Annotated in this window: 13 protein-coding genes; 6 read left to right on the forward strand and 7 right to left on the reverse strand. The window is 62.9% G+C overall.

The window, feature by feature from the left end; all coding sequences use genetic code 11:
• Positions 1-81 precede the first annotated feature (81 nt).
• From HU773_RS16105 to HU773_RS16120, 4 genes are all read right to left on the reverse strand, one after another.
• Entirely contained in the window at positions 82-2,559 is a 2,478-nt protein-coding gene (locus HU773_RS16105; RefSeq protein ID WP_186625635.1) for a TonB-dependent siderophore receptor, read from the reverse strand.
• Between the two features lie 102 nt (positions 2,560-2,661).
• Positions 2,662-3,606, reverse strand: coding sequence for a FecR family protein (locus HU773_RS16110; RefSeq protein WP_186625633.1), 945 nt, complete (start codon positions 3,604-3,606; stop codon positions 2,662-2,664).
• The gene (locus HU773_RS16115; RefSeq protein ID WP_057959224.1) at positions 3,606-4,148 is read right to left on the reverse strand and encodes a sigma-70 family RNA polymerase sigma factor; all 543 of its coding nucleotides are present in this window, start codon (positions 4,146-4,148) and stop codon (positions 3,606-3,608) included. Before HU773_RS16115 ends, HU773_RS16110 begins: the two co-directional genes overlap by 1 nt.
• A 168-nt stretch (positions 4,149-4,316) precedes the next feature.
• Complete coding sequence (locus HU773_RS16120; protein ID WP_186625631.1) at positions 4,317-6,464, reverse strand: TonB-dependent receptor family protein; 2,148 nt, start codon at positions 6,462-6,464, stop codon at positions 4,317-4,319.
• 126 nt (positions 6,465-6,590) lie between these two features.
• On the opposite strand from HU773_RS16120, the gene HU773_RS16125 reads away from it, so the two are divergent.
• Positions 6,591-7,427 carry a 5'-nucleotidase, lipoprotein e(P4) family gene (locus tag HU773_RS16125; RefSeq protein WP_186625629.1) on the forward strand — a complete coding sequence of 279 codons (837 nt, stop codon included), beginning with the start codon at positions 6,591-6,593 and terminating at the stop codon, positions 7,425-7,427.
• Positions 7,428-8,486: 1,059 nt separating this feature from the next.
• On the opposite strand, the gene HU773_RS16130 is transcribed toward HU773_RS16125, so the two are convergent.
• The gene (locus HU773_RS16130) at positions 8,487-9,257 is read right to left on the reverse strand and encodes an AraC family transcriptional regulator (protein WP_169989992.1); all 771 of its coding nucleotides are present in this window, start codon (positions 9,255-9,257) and stop codon (positions 8,487-8,489) included.
• A gap of 200 nt (positions 9,258-9,457) precedes the next feature.
• Between HU773_RS16130 and HU773_RS16135 the strand changes: the two genes are divergently transcribed.
• From HU773_RS16135 to HU773_RS16155, 5 genes are read left to right on the forward strand one after another with little or no spacing between them, the layout of a single operon-like run.
• Positions 9,458-11,074, forward strand: a complete 1,617-nt coding sequence (locus HU773_RS16135; RefSeq protein ID WP_120733440.1) for an APC family permease — start codon at positions 9,458-9,460, stop codon at positions 11,072-11,074.
• 26 nt (positions 11,075-11,100) lie between these two features.
• The gene (locus HU773_RS16140; protein ID WP_186625912.1) at positions 11,101-12,027 is read left to right on the forward strand and encodes a 4-hydroxyproline epimerase; all 927 of its coding nucleotides are present in this window, start codon (positions 11,101-11,103) and stop codon (positions 12,025-12,027) included.
• 44 nt (positions 12,028-12,071) lie between these two features.
• A complete protein-coding gene (locus HU773_RS16145; protein ID WP_057441006.1) occupies positions 12,072-13,019 on the forward strand; it encodes a dihydrodipicolinate synthase family protein in 948 nt (315 codons plus the stop codon).
• Positions 13,020-13,074: 55 nt separating this feature from the next.
• Entirely contained in the window at positions 13,075-14,646 is a 1,572-nt protein-coding gene (locus HU773_RS16150; RefSeq protein WP_186625911.1) for an aldehyde dehydrogenase (NADP(+)), read from the forward strand.
• A 2-nt stretch (positions 14,647-14,648) separates the two neighbouring features.
• Positions 14,649-15,920: an NAD(P)/FAD-dependent oxidoreductase gene (locus HU773_RS16155; RefSeq protein ID WP_128593577.1), complete on the forward strand. Its 1,272-nt coding sequence runs from the start codon at positions 14,649-14,651 to the stop codon at positions 15,918-15,920.
• Positions 15,921-15,940: 20 nt separating this feature from the next.
• On the opposite strand, the gene HU773_RS16160 is transcribed toward HU773_RS16155, so the two are convergent.
• Both HU773_RS16160 and HU773_RS16165 read right to left on the reverse strand, forming a co-directional pair.
• Positions 15,941-17,068: a fimbrial protein gene (locus tag HU773_RS16160; RefSeq protein WP_186625910.1), complete on the reverse strand. Its 1,128-nt coding sequence runs from the start codon at positions 17,066-17,068 to the stop codon at positions 15,941-15,943.
• The gene (locus HU773_RS16165) at positions 17,065-19,524 is read right to left on the reverse strand and encodes a fimbria/pilus outer membrane usher protein (RefSeq protein WP_367615855.1); all 2,460 of its coding nucleotides are present in this window, start codon (positions 19,522-19,524) and stop codon (positions 17,065-17,067) included. Before HU773_RS16165 ends, HU773_RS16160 begins: the two co-directional genes overlap by 4 nt.
• Positions 19,525-19,661: the final 137 nt, after the last annotated feature.

Consider the following 19,661-nt stretch of genomic DNA (forward strand, 5'->3'; position numbering starts at 1 on the left):
GATGCATCTGAGCGAAATAAAAAGGTCAGCTCGAAACGAACTGACCTGTTCCGATACTGCTATGCAGAACGGTTTTTCAACTTACCACTGATACGTCGCACTGGCCTGCACCGTCCGTTGCGAGCCGTACCAGCACCACGAGTACGAATAGCAGGACGCCACGTACTCTTTATCCGCCAGGTTGGTGGCGTTCAGCGCCAGGCGCAGGTTGTCGCCCTGGGTATTGATGTGCGGGATGTCGTAGTGCACCGACGCATCGAACAAGGTATAGCCCGGAACCTTCAGGGTGTTGGCGGTATCGCCCCAGGACGAGCCGACATACCGCGCGCCTGCGCCCACGCCGAAGCCTTTGAGGTTACCGTCATGCAAGGTGTAGTCGGCCCACACCGAGGCGGTGTGGCGCGGCACAGCATAGGTCGTGGTGCCCTGGGTCGGCACGGCCGGGCCGACGCCAATGTCGGTGATCGGCGCATAGCGCACGGTGCTGTTGGATTTGCTGATGCGGTTATCGAGGTAGGCATAGGCCGCCGTGATATCCAGGTTGTCGTTGAGACTGGCCTTGCCTTCGAGTTCAAAGCCACGGGAGCGCACTTCACCGTCCTGGACCTGGCAGCGACCATTGCCGCACAAGTGGGTTGGGTCCGGGTCCATGGTCGGTACGTTGTTCTGGCGCAGGTCGAAGATGGCCGCGGTGATAAAGCTGTTGCTGCCTGGAGGCTGGTACTTGATGCCGATTTCGTACTGTTTGCCTTCGGTGGGCTTGAACACCGAACCACCGTAGCCGGTGCCCGATTGCGGGGAGAAGGATTCGGAATAGCTGGCGTATGGCGCCAGGCCGTTATCGAAGAGGTAGACCACCCCCAGGCGGCCGGTGAAGGCTTTGCTGTCCAGGGAGGATTTGGTTTTCTTGCCGTCGGTCAAACTCAATGAGCTGTTATCCGTGCTGGCCCAGTCATAACGACCGCCCATCAACAGCACCCACTTATCCCACTTCGCCTGCTCCTGCAGGTACACGCCAGTCTGCTCGCTGCGCTGGGTCGCGTCGCTGGAAAATGCCGGGGTGGTGACCGGCGCGCCATATACCGGATCGAAAATATCCAGGTCCGGTCCCTTGCCGTAACCGGCCTTGGTATCGACGCTGGTGTTCTGGTAATCAAGCCCCATCAACAGCGTGTGCTGGACCGGGCCGGTGTCGAACTTGCCCTGCAACTGGTTATCCAGGTTGTAGGCATCCATGTCGACATCGGTGGCGATGGTCGAGCGGTTCAAGGTGCGGTAATCGGCCTGCAGGTTGCTGCTGTAGATACTGCGGTAGATCCCTTCGCTGCGCATATAGCGAGCGTTCTGGCGTACGGTCCAGACGTCGTCGAGGTGATGCTCGAAGGCATAACCGATGGAGTAATGCGCGCGGTCACTCTTCTCGAAGTTCTTCTCGCCGTCGTAGAAATCGACATCAATCTTGCGCCCCAGCGGGCTATGCAACACCGAGCCCCAGGCCGGCATCGAACCGTAGGAAGCGCCCTTGGGATCCTTCTGGAAATGCCCGAGCAGGGTCAGCGAGGTGTCCTCGTTCGGGCGCCAGGTGAAGGCAGAAGACAGGGATTGGCGGCGGGTCTCGGTGTGCTCGACCTGGCCGTCGGCATCATCGAACAAGCCGGCGACGCGGTAGGAGTACACCCCTTGCTCATCCAGCGGGCCGCTGAGATCGAAGGTGGTGCGCTTTTTGTTGAAGGTGCCGTACTCCACGCCCACTTCGTGAAAAGGCGTATCCAGCGGGCGCTTGGTGACCATATTGATCACGCCGCTGGGGCTGCCCTGGCCATACAACACCGAGGCCGGGCCGCGCAGGACCTCCACGCGCTCCAGGTCGAAGGCATCCTTTTGCGGCGAGGCATCGCGGCTCGACGCCACGCGCAGGCCGTCGAGGTAAGTCACCGGCGAGAAGCCGCGAATGGTCAACTGGTCCAGGCGCGAGGCAGTGGCGCCACGGGTTTCCGGGACGACCGCGGCGCTGTAGCGCAGGATCTGGTTGAGGCTCTCGGCATTCTGCGCGCGCATCTGGTCTTTGGTGACCACCGAGATCGACTGTGGGGTCTCGATCAGCGCGGTGTCGGTCTTGGTACCGGACAGGCTGCGCGTGGCTACATAGCCGGACACCGGGCCGATGGGGCTTTCACTTTGAGCGGCGCCGCTGATGGTGGTGGCTTGCAACTCCACCGAGCCATCCGCCTGGGGGATCGGCTCGATGCGATAGCGCTGGGCAGACAGCGCCTGGGCCCGCAAACCGCTGCCCGCCAGCAACTGGGCGAGTGCCGCGTCGCTGCTCAACTGCCCGTTCAAACCGCTGCTGCGCTTGCCGCGGGTCAAGGCCGGATCAAAGGCCAGGACCAGCCCGGCCTGTTCGGCAAAGCGGTTGAGGGCCTGGCTCAGGTCACCGGCAGGGATCGAGAAATGGCTGCTTTCATCAGCCCATGCGGTGTGAATGGTCAGGGGCACAGCGGCAAAAGCCATCGCCACTGACAGCGCCAGCGGGTGCAACGGACGAGCAAAGCGTGACATGAGAGGTCCTGGAAAAGAGGGTTCTATATTCCATGACGGCCATGTCGGGAAATCGGGTATGAATGAGACCGGTTTTTATTTGAACGGGTGTCTTCAGGCAGATCAGAGGGGTTTGATCACCACCAGCAGGTCGGTGAAATGCTCCACTTTGATCGGCAGGTTATCCGCCAGGGTCGCCAGCGCTGCATCGCTGTCATCGAGCTTGAACACCCCTGACACGCGCATGCTTTGCAACGCCTGAGGATCAAAACGCACCACGCCATGGCGATAGCTGGCCAGGGTTTGCAGGACCTCGCTCAACGGCCGGTCATCCACCGTGAGCAAGCCCCGGGTCCAGGCCGCCGGGTCGCCGCTGCCGACCGCTTGCGCCGGCTGGGCGTGGCCCTGCTTGAGGATCGCGCGCTGGCCTGCCGTGACCTTCACCGCCTCGCTGTGATTGCCTTTGGCGGCCACCGTTGATTCGATCACCGTGACCACGGTCGAGCCATCCACCGCACGCTGGACCAGGAAACGCGTGCCCAACGCGGTCGCCGTGCCCTGGTCGGTGCGCACCACAAATGGCCGCTGCGCATCCTTGGCCACCTCGACCCACATCTCGCCCTTGAGCAACTCGATTACACGCTGCTGGCCGTCGAATTTCACGTCCAGTGCCGAGTTGCTGTTGAGCTGCACCCGGCTGCCATCGGCCAGGACCACTTGGCTCCGTTCGCCGACGCCGGTACGTTGGTCGGCCATCCACAGTGGCAGTTGCTCGACGCTCGCCCAGCCGAGCACCAACACACCCAACAGCCCCAGGACCTGCCCGCCGCGCACGGCGTACCCGGGCTTGCGTGGGATGAAGGCTTGATTCAATGCCAGCCGTGCCGGTTCGGCAGGCAGTTCATCGAGGCTGCCCCACAATGCCCCCATGCGCTCGAAAGCCACCCGATGGCGTGGGTCAGCCTCACACCACTCTTCAAATGCCTGGCGGTCAGCGGCGCTGACTTTCTCATCATTGAGCAGCGCCAACCATTGCGCTGCCTCGCTGACAATCTGTTCGGCGGACATCAAAGCGGATCCGCGCCATGCAGCGTCTGGTAGCAATGCACCAGCGCGCTGGAGATGTAGTTTTTTACTGTGCTGGAGGAGACCTGGAGCTGGGCCGCGATTTCACTGTAGGTCAGGCCGTCCAGGCGACTGAGCAGAAACGCTTCGCGGGCCTTGTCCGGCAGGCCGGCGAGCATCAGCGCAATGCGTTCCAGGGCCTGCAGCGCGACATGAATGGTCGCCGGATCGGGCATGCCAGCGTCTTCGTACTGGATCGCCAGGGCTTGCATATAGGCTTTCTCGATCTTGCGTCGCCGCGCACCGTCAATCAGCAAGCGCCCGGCAGTGGTCGCGAGAAATGCCCGAGGCTCCTGAATATTGTGGGGCTCGGCCAGCAGCAACACCCGCACGAATGCATCCTGGGCCAGGTCCGCCGCATGCTGCGAACAGCCGAGTTTCTTGCGCAACCAACCCTGCAACCAGGAATGGTGGTCGCTGTAGAGCGCGGTGAGTGTCTGCTGGCGGCGGGCTATATCACAATCGGCCACAGGAAAGTCATGCATGCGCAAAAGTTTCTCAAACAAGAAAGATTACCAATCGCGCAAACGATGACAGTAAAACGATGGCAGGGCAAGGGCTCGGCAACGAACCCCAGGCACATCCAGACCAGCTGTCCCCCACGGGTGCAGGAGGCCCGACTTATGGCGAGGGGTTCGCCGGCAATGGCCTGCTTAGCGCAAGCTCCAGGACACCCCGGCATACACGCCCATGCCATCGCCCGGCGTCGAGCGCGCCATATCCTTGCCATGATCGTCATAGCCCGGGGTCACGGTATTGGCATAGCGCTGGTTGGTCAGGTTGCGCAGGTCGACCCAGGCTTGCCAGTCGTGCTTCGGCGCGTCATAGCCAACGGTGGCGCCCAATAAGCCATAGGCTCGCGCGTAGTAGGAGTTGGCGTAGTCCACCGCCACCCGCGAGGAGTACTCGCCATTGAGGCTGCTGAAAAAGCCACTGGGATGGCCGTAGCGCACCTGCGCCTGGTAATAGTGCTTGGGGATACCGGGCAATGTGTTGTCGCCAAAGCGCGGGTCGTCGCGGTAGTGGAAGTTGCTGTAGGTGTAGGCCTGGCGCAGGGCCAGGCGGCCAGTGTTGCCGCCCTCCCACAACGGGCTGGTGAGGCTCAGTTCCAGGCCTTGGTGAATGGTCGGGCTGGCGTTGGATTCGGCGACCACCTGCGACAGGTTGGGCGTAGCCGCCTGGGTCTCGACGCTGAGCAACTCATGGCGCACCAGCGAGTGATACAGCGCCAGATCCCATTGGCCGAACCAGGCTTCGCCGCGTCCGCCCACTTCCAGGGTGGTGGCGGTCTGGTTTTGCAGCTTAACGCCTTCGCGGGCCAAGCCTGAAGCCGGATTATTAACATCTTCGGCAAAGAACTTGTTGGAACCCCAGATCATCGACCAGGCATGCGGCGGTTCCACCGAGCGGCTCAGGTTGCCATACACCTGCAATTGCGGGTTGAAGTCATAGCGCAGGCCCACGCGCGGGGCATAGTCCCAGGCATGAGTGCTCAAGGGGGCATGGGTCTCGGGATAGGTGACTTCGGTTTCGCGACGGGTATAGATCGCCGCCAGCCCGGTGGTCAGCCACAGATCGGGCAGCAGCTCCAGGTCGTTGCTCACGTGCAGCACCGTATCCGACCCCAGGTAGCTGTAGTCACGGGTCTTGGTGCCCGGGGCGAAGGTGGCGGTGGTACCGGTAGGCACCCGCACGTACTCCGACACACCGTTATTGGGCAGGCCCTGGGTGGTGCGCAGGCCGACCGTGGTCTTGCTGTCGCGTCCCAGCAGGGTGTCCTGGCGGATGTAGTTCAAGGTGCCGCTGATATCGGTATACGCCACCTTGAGCCGGTTGGTGCCTTCGCGCAGGTCCATGGGGTAGTCGTGGTACACCAGCCCCGCTTCGATGCGGGAGTTATCGTCCAACTGCAGCGTGGTCTTGTTGGCGATCCAGGTAGAACCCGGCTGCAAGCGCTTGGAGTCGCGCGTCAAATTGAGCGCATTGGCCGCACGCGGGCTGTGCTCGATCTGCTGGCGCGTGAGTTTGCCGGGGCTGTCGTTGGCGGTTTCGCGGTAACGCAAATAGAAGCGGGTTTCCAGGTCCGGGTTGAACCGGTAGCCGAAGTTGGCCGCCACGCCCTTGCCACTGCCGGCGCTTTGTTGCTGGAAGCCATCGTAGTCAGTGTCGGTCAGGCTGATGTAATAGTCGGCATCGCCCAGCACTTGCCCGGAGCTGATTTCCCGCTGGGCATACCCGTGGCTGCCGGCCTCGTAGCGCACGCGCAACTTGGGCGCATCGTAGCCGGTGCGGGTGACATAGTTGACCGCCCCGCCCAGGGCCAGTGCGCCCCGGTCGAAACCGTTGGCACCGCGCAGCACTTCGACGCGGCTGAGCCACAGCGGGTCCTTGAGTTCATAAGGCGTGCCGCCGGGGCCGGTGAGTGGCAGGCCGTCGATGGTTTCATACAGGCCGGACGCATGGCTGCCGGGGCCACGGTTGATGCCCGAGCCGCGAATGGAGATTTTCACCCCTTCGTTATTCGCCGCCTTGGCATAGATGCCGGCCTGGTACTTGAACACGTCTTCATTGCTGCTGACCCGCCCCTGCTCGACGCTGGCCATGTCAACGTAGTTGGTCCCACCGGGTACCTGCTTGAGTTGCGCCTGGGCCGCTTCGCCTTCGCTCAGTTCGGTGCTGGTGACTTGCAGCGGCGCCAACTGCAGCGCCTCCTCGGCCTGGGCCAGGTGACTGAACGTCAGGGCAGCCCCCAAGCCAAGCCAGCGCGGGGAAAGAACAAGCAGAGGTTGTCGCAGGCGCATGGGCCGTATCCTTGAAGAGGTCTGCGGTTGGAAGCCGCGGATCATACGCAGGTCACGCACAAACCTCGTCGATTAGGCTAATGTGCTGGCCCTGAGCGCCCCTTCACTCTTGAGGCCGAGCCTTTCATGCGCAATCTCACCTTCGCCAGCATCTGCCTGTTCTCTTCACTATTGGTCGGTTGCCAACAGCATCCACCGGCCAACGACCAACTGGATGCGGTGCTCTGGACCCAAACCTCCATCGAGCATGAGTTGATCTATCGCCAGGTGTTTGCCAACGCCACCCGCCAGCTCGACGTGGCCCTGGCCAGCAAGGACTGGGACGCCCTGCCCTTTGCCCCACGCAACCTCAGCGGCCTGCCGCCGGCGGTGATCGTCGATATCGACGAAACCCTGCTGGACAACGTGCCACTCAACGCGCGGGACATCATCAACAACCAGGTCTACTCCTATGATCGCTGGAACACCTGGGTCGACCAGGCCAAGGCCAAGGCCCTGCCCGGCGCCATGGCGTTTGTGCAGGCGGCGCAGCAACGCGGGATCAAAGTGTATTACCTGACCAACCGCGAACACAGCCAGGTCCAGGCCACGGTCGCTAACCTGCGCCTGCGTGGTTTCCCGGTGGACAGCAACCAACAAATACTGGCGGCCGCCACCCCGACCGGCCATTGCGAACAGGCCGGCTACGGCAAAAACTGCCGCCGCCAGTGGGTCGCCAGCCAGGCGCGGGTGCTGTTGATGGTCGGGGATTCCCTGGGGGATTTCGTCCAGGCCGAACACAACACCCTGGCCGCCCAACGCCGGGCGGTCGAGCCCTATGCAGGCTGGTTCGGCCAGCGCTGGTTCCTGCTGCCGAATCCCACCTACGGCAACTGGTACAGCGCACCCTACGCCGACCGCGAAGAGATTCCATTTGAGCAGAAGCGCTTTTTCAAGCGTGAGGCCCTTCAGTTGCAGCAATGAAGATCCAAGGTGGCAGCTGAAATGCAATCCTCCACCCCCTGAAGATCGAGGTGGGAGCTGTCGAGCCCCGGCGAGGCTGCGATGGCGGCAGCATTGCGGGGGTTGATGTTGGCTGAACTACCGCTATCGCAGGCAAGCCAGCTCCCACCTTGGATCCTCAGTACATTGAGTACCGGATGCATCCTGCAATGGCAGCTGAAACGCAATCCTCCAGACCCTGAAGATCGAGGTGGGAGCTGTCGAGCCCCGGCGAGGCTGCGATGCCGGCGGCATTGCTGGGATTGATGTTGGCTGACCCGCCGCTATCGCAGGCAAGCCAGCTCCCACCTTGGATCCTCAGTACATTGAGTACCGGATGCATCCTGCAATGGCAGCTGAAACGCAATCCTCCAAACCCTGAAGATCGAGGTGGGAGCTGTCGAGCCCCGGCGAGGCTGCGATGCCGGCGGCATTGCTGGGGTTGATGTTGGCTGAACTACCGCTATCGCAGGCAAGCCAGCTCCCACCTTGGATCCTCAGTACATTGAGTACCGGATGCATCCTGCAATGGCAGCTGAAACGCAATCCTCCAAACCCTGAAGATCGAGGTGGGAGCTGTCGAGCCCCAGCGAGGCTGCGATGGCGGCGGCATTGCTGGGATTGATGTTGGCTGACCCGCCGCTATCGCAGGCAAGCCAGCTCCCACCTTGGATCTTCAGTACATTGAGTACCGTATGCATCCTGCGGTGGCAGCTGAAATGCAATCTTCCAAACCCTGAAGATCGAGGTGGGAGCTGTCGAGCCCCGGCGAGGCTGCGATGGCGGCGGCATTGCTGGGGTTGATGTTGGCTGACCCACCGCTATCGCAGGCAAGCCAGCTCCCACCTTGGTTCCTCAGTACATTGAGTACCGGATGCATCCTGCAATGGCAGCTGAAACGCAATCCTCCACCCCCTGAAGATCGAGGTGGGAGCTGTCGAGCCCCAGCGAGGCTGCGATGGCGGCGGCATTGCTGGGATTGATGTTGGCTGACCCACCGCTATCGCTGGCAAGCCATCTGTCACATGGACTTGCGTCCACTCATTGGCTGGTGGCCTGCCGATACTGACGCGGCGTAAAGCCAGTCAATGCCTTGAACTGGCGGGTGAATGCACTGTGGTCGGTGTAGCCGCATTGCAGGGCCACTTCGGTGATCGGCAACTCGGTGTGCAACAGGCGATGGGCATGTTCCAGGCGCACTTTCTGGATCATCTGCCGGGGTGTCAGATGGAATACGCGCTTGCAGTAACGCTCCAGTTGCGCCACCGAGATGCCGGCGATGCGTGTCAGTTCGCCGAGGGTCACGCGCTGGTTGAAATGGGCGCGGATGTGTTCGTCCACCGCCGCCAGGCGCTGATAGGCCGGGTGGGTCTCGCTGGCGGATTGCAGGTCGACCGAAATCCCAGCCAAGCCGATGATCGCCCCCTCGCGGTTATACAACGGCCATTTGTGGGTCAGGCACCAACCGGGTTCGCGGCTGCCGTACAGGTGCAACTCCAGTTGGTCCTCCAGTACCAGGCCCTGTTCCAGTACGCGCCGATCCTGTTCGGTATAGCCCGGCCCCAACTGCGCGGGGAACACTTCGGCGCTGGTCTTGCCCAGTAACGGGCGCCGGTCTTTCAAGCCACAGCGCTGCACCAGGGTGTGGTTGGCCATGACATAGCGCGCCTGCACATCCTTTATAAACATCGTCGCATTGGGGATCACGTCGAGCATCGGCAACAGCATGGCCACGCCCGCCAGCAGCTGTTCGAGGCTGTGGGGGCGCTGCTCATCGCCCTGGCACAGGGTTGCAAACGCGTTGTGCATCATGCCGCTCACCGCCTCGTTTATCGCCTCGCCGGGCCAGCAGATTGCCCGATGGCCGGGGCCCTGTCGAGCGCCGTTGCCCACCTGGCAATTGTGCTGAATTCGTCATTGATAGCCGCGCAAAACATCAATCGCCAGCGCGCCGATGGGTTCACTGTAGCGCCACTGCATGCCTATCCAATAACCCACAAGAAGGCGCCGCTATGTCAGCCCAAGGCAAGTTCAAGAAACAGCTGTCTCTGATCGACCTCACCTTTATCGGCCTGGGAGCCATCTTCGGTTCCGGTTGGTTGTTTGCCGCCAGTCACGTGTCGTCCATTGCCGGCCCCGCGGGGATTTTTTCCTGGTTGCTCGGCGGTTTTGCCGTGCTGTTGCTGGGCATTGTGTATTGCGAATTGGGCGCCGCCCTGCCCCGTGCCGGGGGCGTGGTGCGCTACCCGGTGTATTCCCACGGCCCGCTGCTGGGCTACCTGATGGGCTTTATCACGCTGATCGCGTTTTCCAGCCTGGTGGCGATTGAAGTGGTTGCCGCAAGGCAATATGCCGCCGCCTGGTTTCCCGAGTTGACCAAGGCTGGCTCCAGCGACCCCACCCCCCTCGGCTGGTTGGTGCAGTTCGGCCTGCTCTGCCTGTTTTTCGTGCTCAATTACCGCAGCGTCAAGACCTTCGCCATCGCCAATAACCTGGTCAGCATTTTCAAGTTCATCGTGCCGCTGCTGGTGATCGGCGTGCTGTTCACCTTCTTCAAACCGGCCAACTTCCACTCCCAGGGGTTCGCGCCGTTCGGCCTGTCGGGGATTGAAATGGCGGTGTCCGCCGGCGGGGTGATTTTTGCCTATCTGGGGCTGACGCCGATCATCTCGGTGGCCAGCGAAGTGAAAAACCCACAACGCACCATTCCCATTGCCCTGATCCTTTCGGTGCTGCTGTCCACGGCAATTTATGTGCTGCTGCAAGTGGCCTTCCTCGGCGGCGTGCCCACCGAAATGCTCGCCAATGGCTGGGCCGGCATCAGCAAGGAACTGGCCCTGCCCTATCGCGATATCGCCCTGGCCCTGGGCGTGGGCTGGCTGGCCTACCTGGTGGTGGCCGACGCGGTGATCTCCCCCAGCGGCTGCGGCAATATCTATATGAACGCCACGCCACGGGTGATCTATGGCTGGGCGCAGACCGGCACCTTCTTCAAGATTTTCACGCGTATTGATGAGAAATCCGGCATCCCGCGCCCGGCGTTGTGGCTGACCTTTGGCTTGTCGGTGTTCTGGACCCTGCCGTTCCCGTCCTGGGAAGCGCTGATCAATGTGGTGTCCGCCGCCCTGGTGTTGAGCTACGCCGTGGCCCCGGTGTGCGTGGCTGCGTTGCGACGCAATGCACCGGACATGCCGCGCCCGTTCCGGGTCAAGTGGATGAGTGTGCTGGGCCCGCTGTCGTTCATCATCGCCGCGCTGATCGTCTACTGGTCGGGCTGGAACACCGTGTCCTGGCTGCTGGGCCTGCAAATCGTGATGTTTGTGGTGTACCTGCTGTGCCGCCGCCTGGTGCCGACCCAGCACCTGAGCATCGCCCAGCAAGTGCGCTCCAGCGCGTGGCTGATCGGCTTCTACGCCGTGACCATGGTGCTGTCGAAACTCGGTAGTTTCGGCGGCCTGGGCGTGCTCAGCCATCCCTTCGACACCCTGGTCGTCGCCGCCTGCGCCATGGGCATCTACTACTGGGGTGCGGCCACCGGCGTGCCGGCGCACTTGGTAGAACTGGAACACGAAGACGACGAAAGCGAAGCCGTGCTGCCCACTACCGGCATGCACCCGGCGAACGCGTAATTGGCCAATCACCAAGGAATAGCTGGATGAAACGACTGCATGTGATTGACTCCCACACCGGCGGCGAACCGACGCGCCTGATCATCAATGGCTTCCCGCAACTGGCCGGCCAGACCATCGCCGAGCAGCTCGAGAGCCTGCGCACTGAGCACGACCCATGGCGCCGCGCCTGCCTGCTGGAGCCCCGTGGCAACGATGTACTGGTCGGCGCTCTGTACTGCGAGCCGGTCTCGCCGGGGGCCACCTGCGGGGTGATTTTTTTCAACAACGCCGGCTACCTCGGCATGTGTGGCCACGGCACCATCGGCCTGATTGCCTCGTTGCACTACTTGGGCCGCATCGCGCCAGGGGTGCACAGCATCGACACGCCGGTGGGCCAAGTCAGCGCCACCCTGCATGAGGACGGCGCGGTCACCCTGCGCAACGTGCCCGCCTATCGCTATCGCCAGCAGGTGCCCGTGGATGTACCGGGGCATGGCCGGATCTACGGCGATATCGCCTGGGGCGGCAACTGGTTTTTCCTGGTGTCCGAGCACGGCCAGGATTTGCACATGGCCAATGTCGAGGTCCTTACCGACTTCACCTGGGCCATGCTCAAGGCCCTCGAAGCCCAAGGCATCCATGGCGCAGACGGCGCGTTGATCGACCATATCGAACTGTTCGCCGATGACGACCAGGCCGACAGCCGCAACTTCGTCATGTGCCCCGGCAAGGCCTACGACCGCTCGCCCTGCGGCACGGGTACCAGCGCCAAGCTGGCGTGCCTGGCCGCCGATGGAAAGCTTCAGGCCGGTGAGCCCTGGGTACAAGCCAGCATCACCGCCAGCCAATTCGAAGGCCGTTTTGAATGGGAGGGCGAACGCATCCGCCCCTTCATCACCGGCCGCGCCTATATGACCGCCGACAGCACCTTGCTGATCGACGAACAGGACCCCTTCGCCTGGGGCATTTGAGCACCCGGCAGCGTTACAACAGACCCTTCCAAGGAGATAGAACCATGAGCGATAACATTTTCACCGGCTGCATCCCTGCCCTGATGACCCCGTGCACCGCCGAGCGTCAGCCGGACTTCGACGCCCTGGTCGCCAAGGGCCGCGAACTGATCGACATCGGCATGAGCGCCGTGGTGTATTGCGGCTCCATGGGCGACTGGCCGTTGCTCACCGAAGCCCAGCGCCAGGAAGGCGTGGCGCGCCTGGTGGCTGCGGGCATCCCGACCATTGTCGGCACCGGGGCGGTCAACAGCCGTGAAGCAATATCCCATGCCGCCCACGCCGCCAAGGTCGGCGCCCACGGTTTGATGGTCATCCCACGGGTGCTGTCCCGTGGCGCTTCGGCCACTGCGCAAAAGGCCCACTTCGCGGCGATCCTCAGCGCCGCACCGAACCTGCCGTCGGTGATCTACAACAGCCCCTACTACGGCTTCGCCACCCGCGCAGACCTGTTCTTTGAACTGCGTCGCGAGTACCCGAACCTGATCGGCTTCAAGGAGTTCGGCGGCGGCGCCGACCTGCGCTATGCGGCCGAACACATCACTTCCAAAGACGATGACGTGACCCTGATGGTCGGTGTCGATACCCAGGTGGTGCACGGTTTCGTCAACTGCAACGCCACCGGCGCGATCACTGGCATCGGCAACGCCCTGCCACGGGAAGTCCTGCAACTGGTGGCCCTGAGTAAGAAGGCTGCCAAGGGCGATGCCAAGGCCCGGCGCCAGGCCCGGGAGCTGGAAGCGGCGCTGGCGGTGCTGTCGTCCTTCGATGAAGGCTGCGACCTGGTGCTCTATTACAAGCACCTGATGGTGCTCAATGGCGACCTGGAATACAGCCTGCACTTCAACGACAGCGATGTGCTCAGCGATGCCCAACGCCGGTATGCCGAGCACCAGTACGCGCTGTTCCGCCAGTGGTACGCCAACTGGTCGGCAGAACAGAACGTCGACTGACTGCTCGTACGCCGCTGCTACACAGCGGCGTCCCTTCTTTTTTCAGGAACAGGCCATGACTCTGACAGGCAATATGCTGATCGGTCAGCACTCCATTCCCGGCACCCGCACAGCCATCCGTGCGATCAACCCAGCCACCGATGCTGCGCTGGAGCCGGCCTATCCCGGCGGTTCCACCGAGCAGGTGGCCCAGGCTTGCGCGTTGGCGTGGTCAGCCTTCGACAGCTACCGCGAGACATCCCTGGCGGCGCGTGCTGAATTCCTCGAAACCATCGCCAGCGAAATCGAAGCCCTCGGCGATGAACTGATCGAGCGTGCCGTGGCCGAAACCGGCTTGCCCCACGCGCGGATTCAGGGCGAACGGGGCCGCACCTGCCAGCAACTGCGCACCTTCGCCCGCACCGTACGCGCTGGCGAATGGCTGGACGTGCGGGTCGATGGCGCCCAACCAGGCCGCCAGCCCCTGCCCCGTGCCGACCTGCGCCAACGCCAGGTGCCGCTGGGCCCGGTGGCCGTATTCGGCGCCAGTAACTTCCCGCTGGCGTTCTCGGTGGCCGGCGGTGATACCGCTTCAGCCCTCGCCGCCGGTTGCCCGGTGATCGTCAAGGCCCACGGCGCCCACCCCGGCACCAGCGAACTGGTGGCCCGCGCGCTGGCACGTGCCGTGAAGCAGTGTGGTCTGCCCGAGGGCGTGTTTTCCCTGCTGTACGGTTCCGGACGCGAAGTGGGGATTGCCCTGGTCAGCGACCCAAGGATCAAGGCAGTGGGATTCACCGGTTCGCAAAGTGGCGGTATCGCCTTGTGCCAGGCGGCCCAGGCACGGCCGGAGCCCATTCCGGTGTACGCGGAAATGAGCGCCATCAACCCGGTGTACCTGTTTCCGGGCGCCCTCAAGGCGCGCGGCGAAGCGCTGGCACAAGGGTTTGTTGCCTCATTGACCCAGGGCGCCGGGCAGTTCTGCACCAACCCCGGCCTGGTGATTGCGGTTCAAGGTCCGGAACTGCAGCAGTTTGTCAGCCTCGCCAGCGACTTGCTGCAACGCAGCCCGGCGCAGACCATGCTCACACCGGGCATCTTCCAGGCCTATGAGGCGGGCGTCAGCGCACTGGCTGAGCATGCCCACTGCCTGGCCTGCGGGTTGCCGGCGCAAGGGCCGAACCAATGCCAGGCGCAGCTGTTTACTACCCACGCGCAAGACTTCCTTACCAACCCGCATTTGCAGGCCGAAGTCTTCGGCGCCGCCTCGCTCCTGGTGCAGTGCGCCGACAACGCGCAAATGCGCCAAGTGACTGAGCACCTCGAAGGCCAGTTGACCGCCACCCTGCACCTGGATGAGGGCGATGTTGAACAGGCACGGGCATTGCTGCCGGCACTTGAGCGCAAGGCTGGCCGGCTGCTGGTCAACGGCTGGCCGACCGGGGTCGAGGTGTGTGATGCCATGGTGCATGGCGGGCCCTTCCCCGCGACCTCGGACTCGCGCTCGACCTCGGTCGGCACCGCCGCGATCCTGCGCTTCCTGCGGCCGGTGTGCTACCAGGACTTCCCCGACAGCCTGCTGCCCGACGCACTGAAACAAGGCAATCCGCTGCGGCTGCGACGCTTGCTCGACGGCCAGAGAGAAGCCTGATCATGCTCGACAATCGTCAACCCGAGATCGACATCGCGGTGGTCGGCGCCGGCATCATCGGCGTCGCCTGCGCGCTGCAACTGGCGCACCAGGGCCGGCGCGTGGTGGTCATCGACCAGCAGGAACCGGGGATGGGCGCCTCGTTCGGCAATGCCGGGCATTTGGCCACCGAACAGGTGTTCCCCATCGCCGACCTGTCGATCCTGATGCGCCTGCCCGCGATGCTCATGGATCCCATGGGGCCGCTGCGCCTGGACTGGAAATACCTGCCCCGTGCGCTGCCCTGGTTTGCTCGCCTCTTGTTAAACCTGCGCCCGGCAGCTTACCAGCGCACGGTCGCCGGCATCCGTGCCCTCAACGAAAGCAGCCTGGGCGCCTGGCAGCGCTTGTTGGCGAACATCGACCGGCCACAGTTGATGCGCGAGGACGGCTCGCTGCTGGTGTTCGAGCGTGCCGAATCGCGGCAAGCAATTGAGGGTTTGCAAGCGCGCATGACCCAGCAGAATGTGCCGGTGGACTGCTGGTCGGCCGACGCCGTGCAGCAGGCCGCACCGCAATTAAGCGAGCGGATCCAGGGGGGCTTGTTCTTTCCCCGCACCGGGCATTTCCTCGATCCGTATCGCGTGGTGTGCGAACTGGTCGAGGCCGCCAAGGCCAGCGGCGTGACCTTTCTCAAGCGCCAGGTCCGGGACGGCCAGCTTCAGGCCCAGGGCGTTGCACTGATCACCGACCAGGGCCGCTTGGCCGTACGCCAGGTGGTGATCGCCTGCGGCGCCCACTCGGCCAGGCTCACCCAGGCGCTGACCGGCAAAAAGGTGCCCCTGGACACCGAGCGCGGTTATCACCTGATGCTGCCCCATGAACAAGATCGCCTGCCCTTCGCCGTCACCTCACTGGAACGCAAGTTCATCATGACGCCCATGAGCGATGGGCTACGGCTGGCCGGCACCGTGGAATTCGCCGGCCTCGACCGCCCGCCAAACATGCAGCGCGCCTGGCAGTTGCACAGGCTCAGCCGCGGCCTGTTGCGTGACGAACTGAGCGCTGAGGACGCCACGCCGTGGATGGGCTTTCGGCCGTCGTTGCCGGACTCGCTGCCGATCATCGACCGGGTGTGCGACGGCAGAGTGTTGCTTGCTTTCGGGCATCAACATTTGGGGTTGACGCAAGCGGCCGTCACTGCCGAGCTGATCGCGCAGTGGGTATCGCCGATTTATGTGCCTCAGCCCCAGGGATTGCCGGCATTGGCGGCCTATCGGCTGGATCGGTTCTGACGCAGACCTAGCAGGAGCAATCACTGGTAAATAATCGTAAACGTCGCCGAGGCATTCGCCGGGCCGGGGGTTACCTTGCTCGCCGTCTGCAGGTAGCGGGCGCGCAAGGGGATCGTATAACTCCCCTCGTTGGGGCGCAGGGTGAGGCCGCTGCTTTGGTTGGTTCCAAGGATGACCGAGTTGCCGTTGCGGTTCTGCACCTGCACGCCAACCCCTGTGGCGGCGGGCGCACTGCCCGTGGCGCCAGGGTCGAGGCTCAGTACACCGTTATTCGTGTTGATCGCCGTACGCGCGGGGTCGATGCGGTACTGCAGGGTGTTACGCACCAGAGAGCCACTGCCGATGTTCGTACCAGAAGGAAAATTTCCACTTTGCGATGACCAGGCCGGCCCCGTTGTCGTATAGATCCCGTTGAACGCCGGGCAGTCATTCAAAGCGATGGAAAAATCCGTCCAGCCCGTGCTGCTGTTGAGCCCGGTGAACTTGGAGGTCAGATGAGAGCCCATGGGCACCGAGACATCCGGTGTACGGCAGGTACTCGAGACAATCTGGATATTGCCGGAGATCCCCATACTGAAGCCGCGCATTCTCGCATCGCCGAGGTTGCCGTACAGACTGACGACCGGCAACGTATTGCCCACCAATACACCAGGCGTTACATCGCCCAGTTTGATCAAGATCAGCTCAAAGTTCGAAGGCCCGTCAAATGGGACCACACACCTGTAGCCAGATGTGCATGTGGTCCATGCCTTGCCAGATTGCCTTGGCAGCAGGCCGCCCGAGCTGTTGAAGGCAACCCCCAGCCCCGGAATGCTGGTTCTATAGACCTTGTTGGCGTAGGTCCCGCTGGACACATTGGCCATGGGATAACGGGAGTCGACTGTCATCTCAGTCCACTGCTGATACGGGGCATAGAGGCATTCAAGCTTGGGCGCCTGGCCCGCAGCCATGCTGAAGCGCTGACGATATACCTCGGTACCCACCGGCAGATCGCGCCCGATAGTGATCGCCGAAATCTGCAATGGCATGGAGCCCACGGCCGGCTGGATACCCTCCATGTAGGTGCAAGTGACCGCCATGGCCGTCCCCGCCGCCGCCCACAATGCCGCGACGGCCAGGCCCGCCTTGATCAAAGCGCCAATGTTCATAACTGTACCTTTTGAAGAATGTTGGGCTGCACGCTGCCAGCGACTTGCTTACCGGCCGCACAAACCGCGTCTACCTGTTGCAATTGCTGCCCTTCGCCGGGGCCCGCCGGGATGACCAGTGCGCACTGTTGATGGGTCTTGCTTCCCCAGTTGATCAGTAACTGACGGGTTTGCGGCTTGATCCGTGCGTAGAGCTGGCCACCCTGCCCGACCACGCCGACCGAGGTGCCGTCGATATCTGTCACGCCAGCACCAAAGGGCAGGCTGCTGCCATCGTCGAGGCGTACGTTGAGCAACACTGCGCGGCCCTGGTTGGTGGTGTACTTGAGGTGCACCACCGCACCGGCGCGCGGGGCCACCTGTTGGCTGGTTTCGCTGAGTTCGACGTCCAGCGAGCTACCAATAGGGTCGATTGCCACTTCGTTCAACTCATATGGCCGCAGGTACGGAACCACGGCATTGCCGCGGCTGTCGAGCTTGAGGCCAGGGTAGCCGGACACCTTGGCCCCCTGCGCACCCGGGGCACTGACCACCGCCATGGTTTCACCGCGATAAGGAGTCATGGTCACCCCATCGGCATGCGCCACCACGCTGCCGCTCGCGCCCACCGAGGCGCTGGTGTAGCCATCACCGCGTCCCAGGGCAGCGCTGAGCATGGCGCGCGCGCCGGTGTATTGGCCATTGAGGGCCGCGCTCTTGCTGTTACTGGCACCGTCATGGCCGACCGTCGCGCCGTAGCCATATTGACGGTCCTCGCCAGCGGTGCCGCTGATGCCGGCCTGCTCGCTGTAGTTGCCTTGGGAGTCACGTCCTACCTGTGCGGTCATTTGCGGGCTGAAGCCTGGACCGCCAAATTCCAGAGGCATGCTCATGGTCAGCAAAAAGCTGTTTTCCATGTCCCCCAGGCCCATGCGGCTGCGGTTGGCGTTCACACTGAAGCTGATGCGATTGAACTGCTTGCTGTAGCTGAACTGGTACTGCAAATCACTGCCCGGCAGGTTCCAGTAGTTCTGCGCATAGCCGCTGATTGCCACTTGCCCCCACTCCCCCAGGCTCTGGTCGGCGGTGACCGAAAAGCGACTGCGCGGGCGCCCGAACATGCTGGTGTCCCACCCCGTTTTCTCGGCATCGAGCAGTTGCATGGCGTTACTGAAGTCCAGGTATTCGCTGGTAGAAAAACGATAAGCCGCAACGGTGAAGTTACTGCCCGTGCTGAGCACATTTTTGCTGTAGGACACCCGCATGCTCTGCCCTTTGGCGGCACCAGTGGCCAGGTCGGTCTGGGCGTGAGTCAAGTCGATGGCCATGGCACCGATCGGCGTGCCAAACGCCAGGCCGGTGAGCACGGCGGTGTAGTCATCGCTGGACTGCATCCCGGCAAATCCGGTGAACGTATTGTTCAGGCCATATTGCACAGTGCCTTGTAGCAGGCGCGATTGCTTGTCGACGTAGTTATTGCGGGTCTCGCCTGCGGTCAGGCTGAAGCGCGAGGTACCGGGGCGCAGCAACTGGCTGACCGAGGCATAGGGCACGATGAAGTTCTGCTCGGTGCCGTCGGCTTCCGCCACGCTGACACTGAGGTCGCCGCCATAGCCGGTTGAATACAGGTCATCAATCACAAATGCCCCGGGAGCCACGGTGGTTTCCAGCAGGATGTTGCCGGCCTGGCGAATGGTCACACGGGCGTTGGTGCGGGCAATCCCACGGATCACCGGGGCATAGCCGCGCATGGAGTCGGGCAGCATGCGGTCGTCACTGGCCAGTTGCACACCACGGTAGGACAGGGTGTCGAAGATCTCGCCGGAGGTGTTGGACTCACCCACCGTCAGTTGGCTTTTCAACGCGGTGATGTCGCGTTGCGCATAGGAGTCCAGGGCTTGGTAATTATTGCCCTGACGTGACTGCCAGCTCATCGACGCGTTGTGGCGCAGGCGCCAGTCACCCAGGTTGAGGCCGGTGTGCAGGCCCAGGAATGCCGAGTCAGAGTTGCCACTGCGGGTACGGTTACGGCTGCCATTGAAGCTGTAGCTGAGCATGCCTGCGGTCACGCCGCGATCCCACAGTTCCGGGCTGACGTATCCTCGGGCATTGCGCCGCAGCGCCGCCTGGGGAATGCTCAGGTCGAGGGCCTGGTTTTCCGGTGAAAAATTCGCGGTTGCACCCGGGATCAGACTGCCCACGGCGGCACAGCCCAGGCTGTCCAGCGCCAAAGTGCTTTCAGGCGCCAGCTTGCTCATCTCCACACCCTGACGCTCAAGCAAGCCACGCGTCATGCAGACCACCGGCTTACTGCCGTCGGCCTGGGCGTCGATGCGAATGTCCTGGCGGCTGTTCAACTGGCCGTTAAGCACTACGTCTGCACGGTATTGCCCGGGCATCACCGGGTTGCCGGTCTGGTAGGCGCCCAAGTCGAGATTGCGCGAGTCTTCAGGCAGGAACGCATCGTTGAACTGCACCTCTTGCGCCAGCGCACCCTGTATACCCCATGCACCAGGGGCGATGGCCAATACCCTGAGGATCAAGGCAGAGAGCGGATTCAAGGCGAAGCAAGGCCGCGCCCGCAGAGAAAGCCTGCAGCTGGAAGAGGTCGACA

Source organism: Pseudomonas shahriarae (genome assembly GCF_014268455.2).
GTDB lineage: Bacteria > Pseudomonadota > Gammaproteobacteria > Pseudomonadales > Pseudomonadaceae > Aquipseudomonas > Aquipseudomonas shahriarae.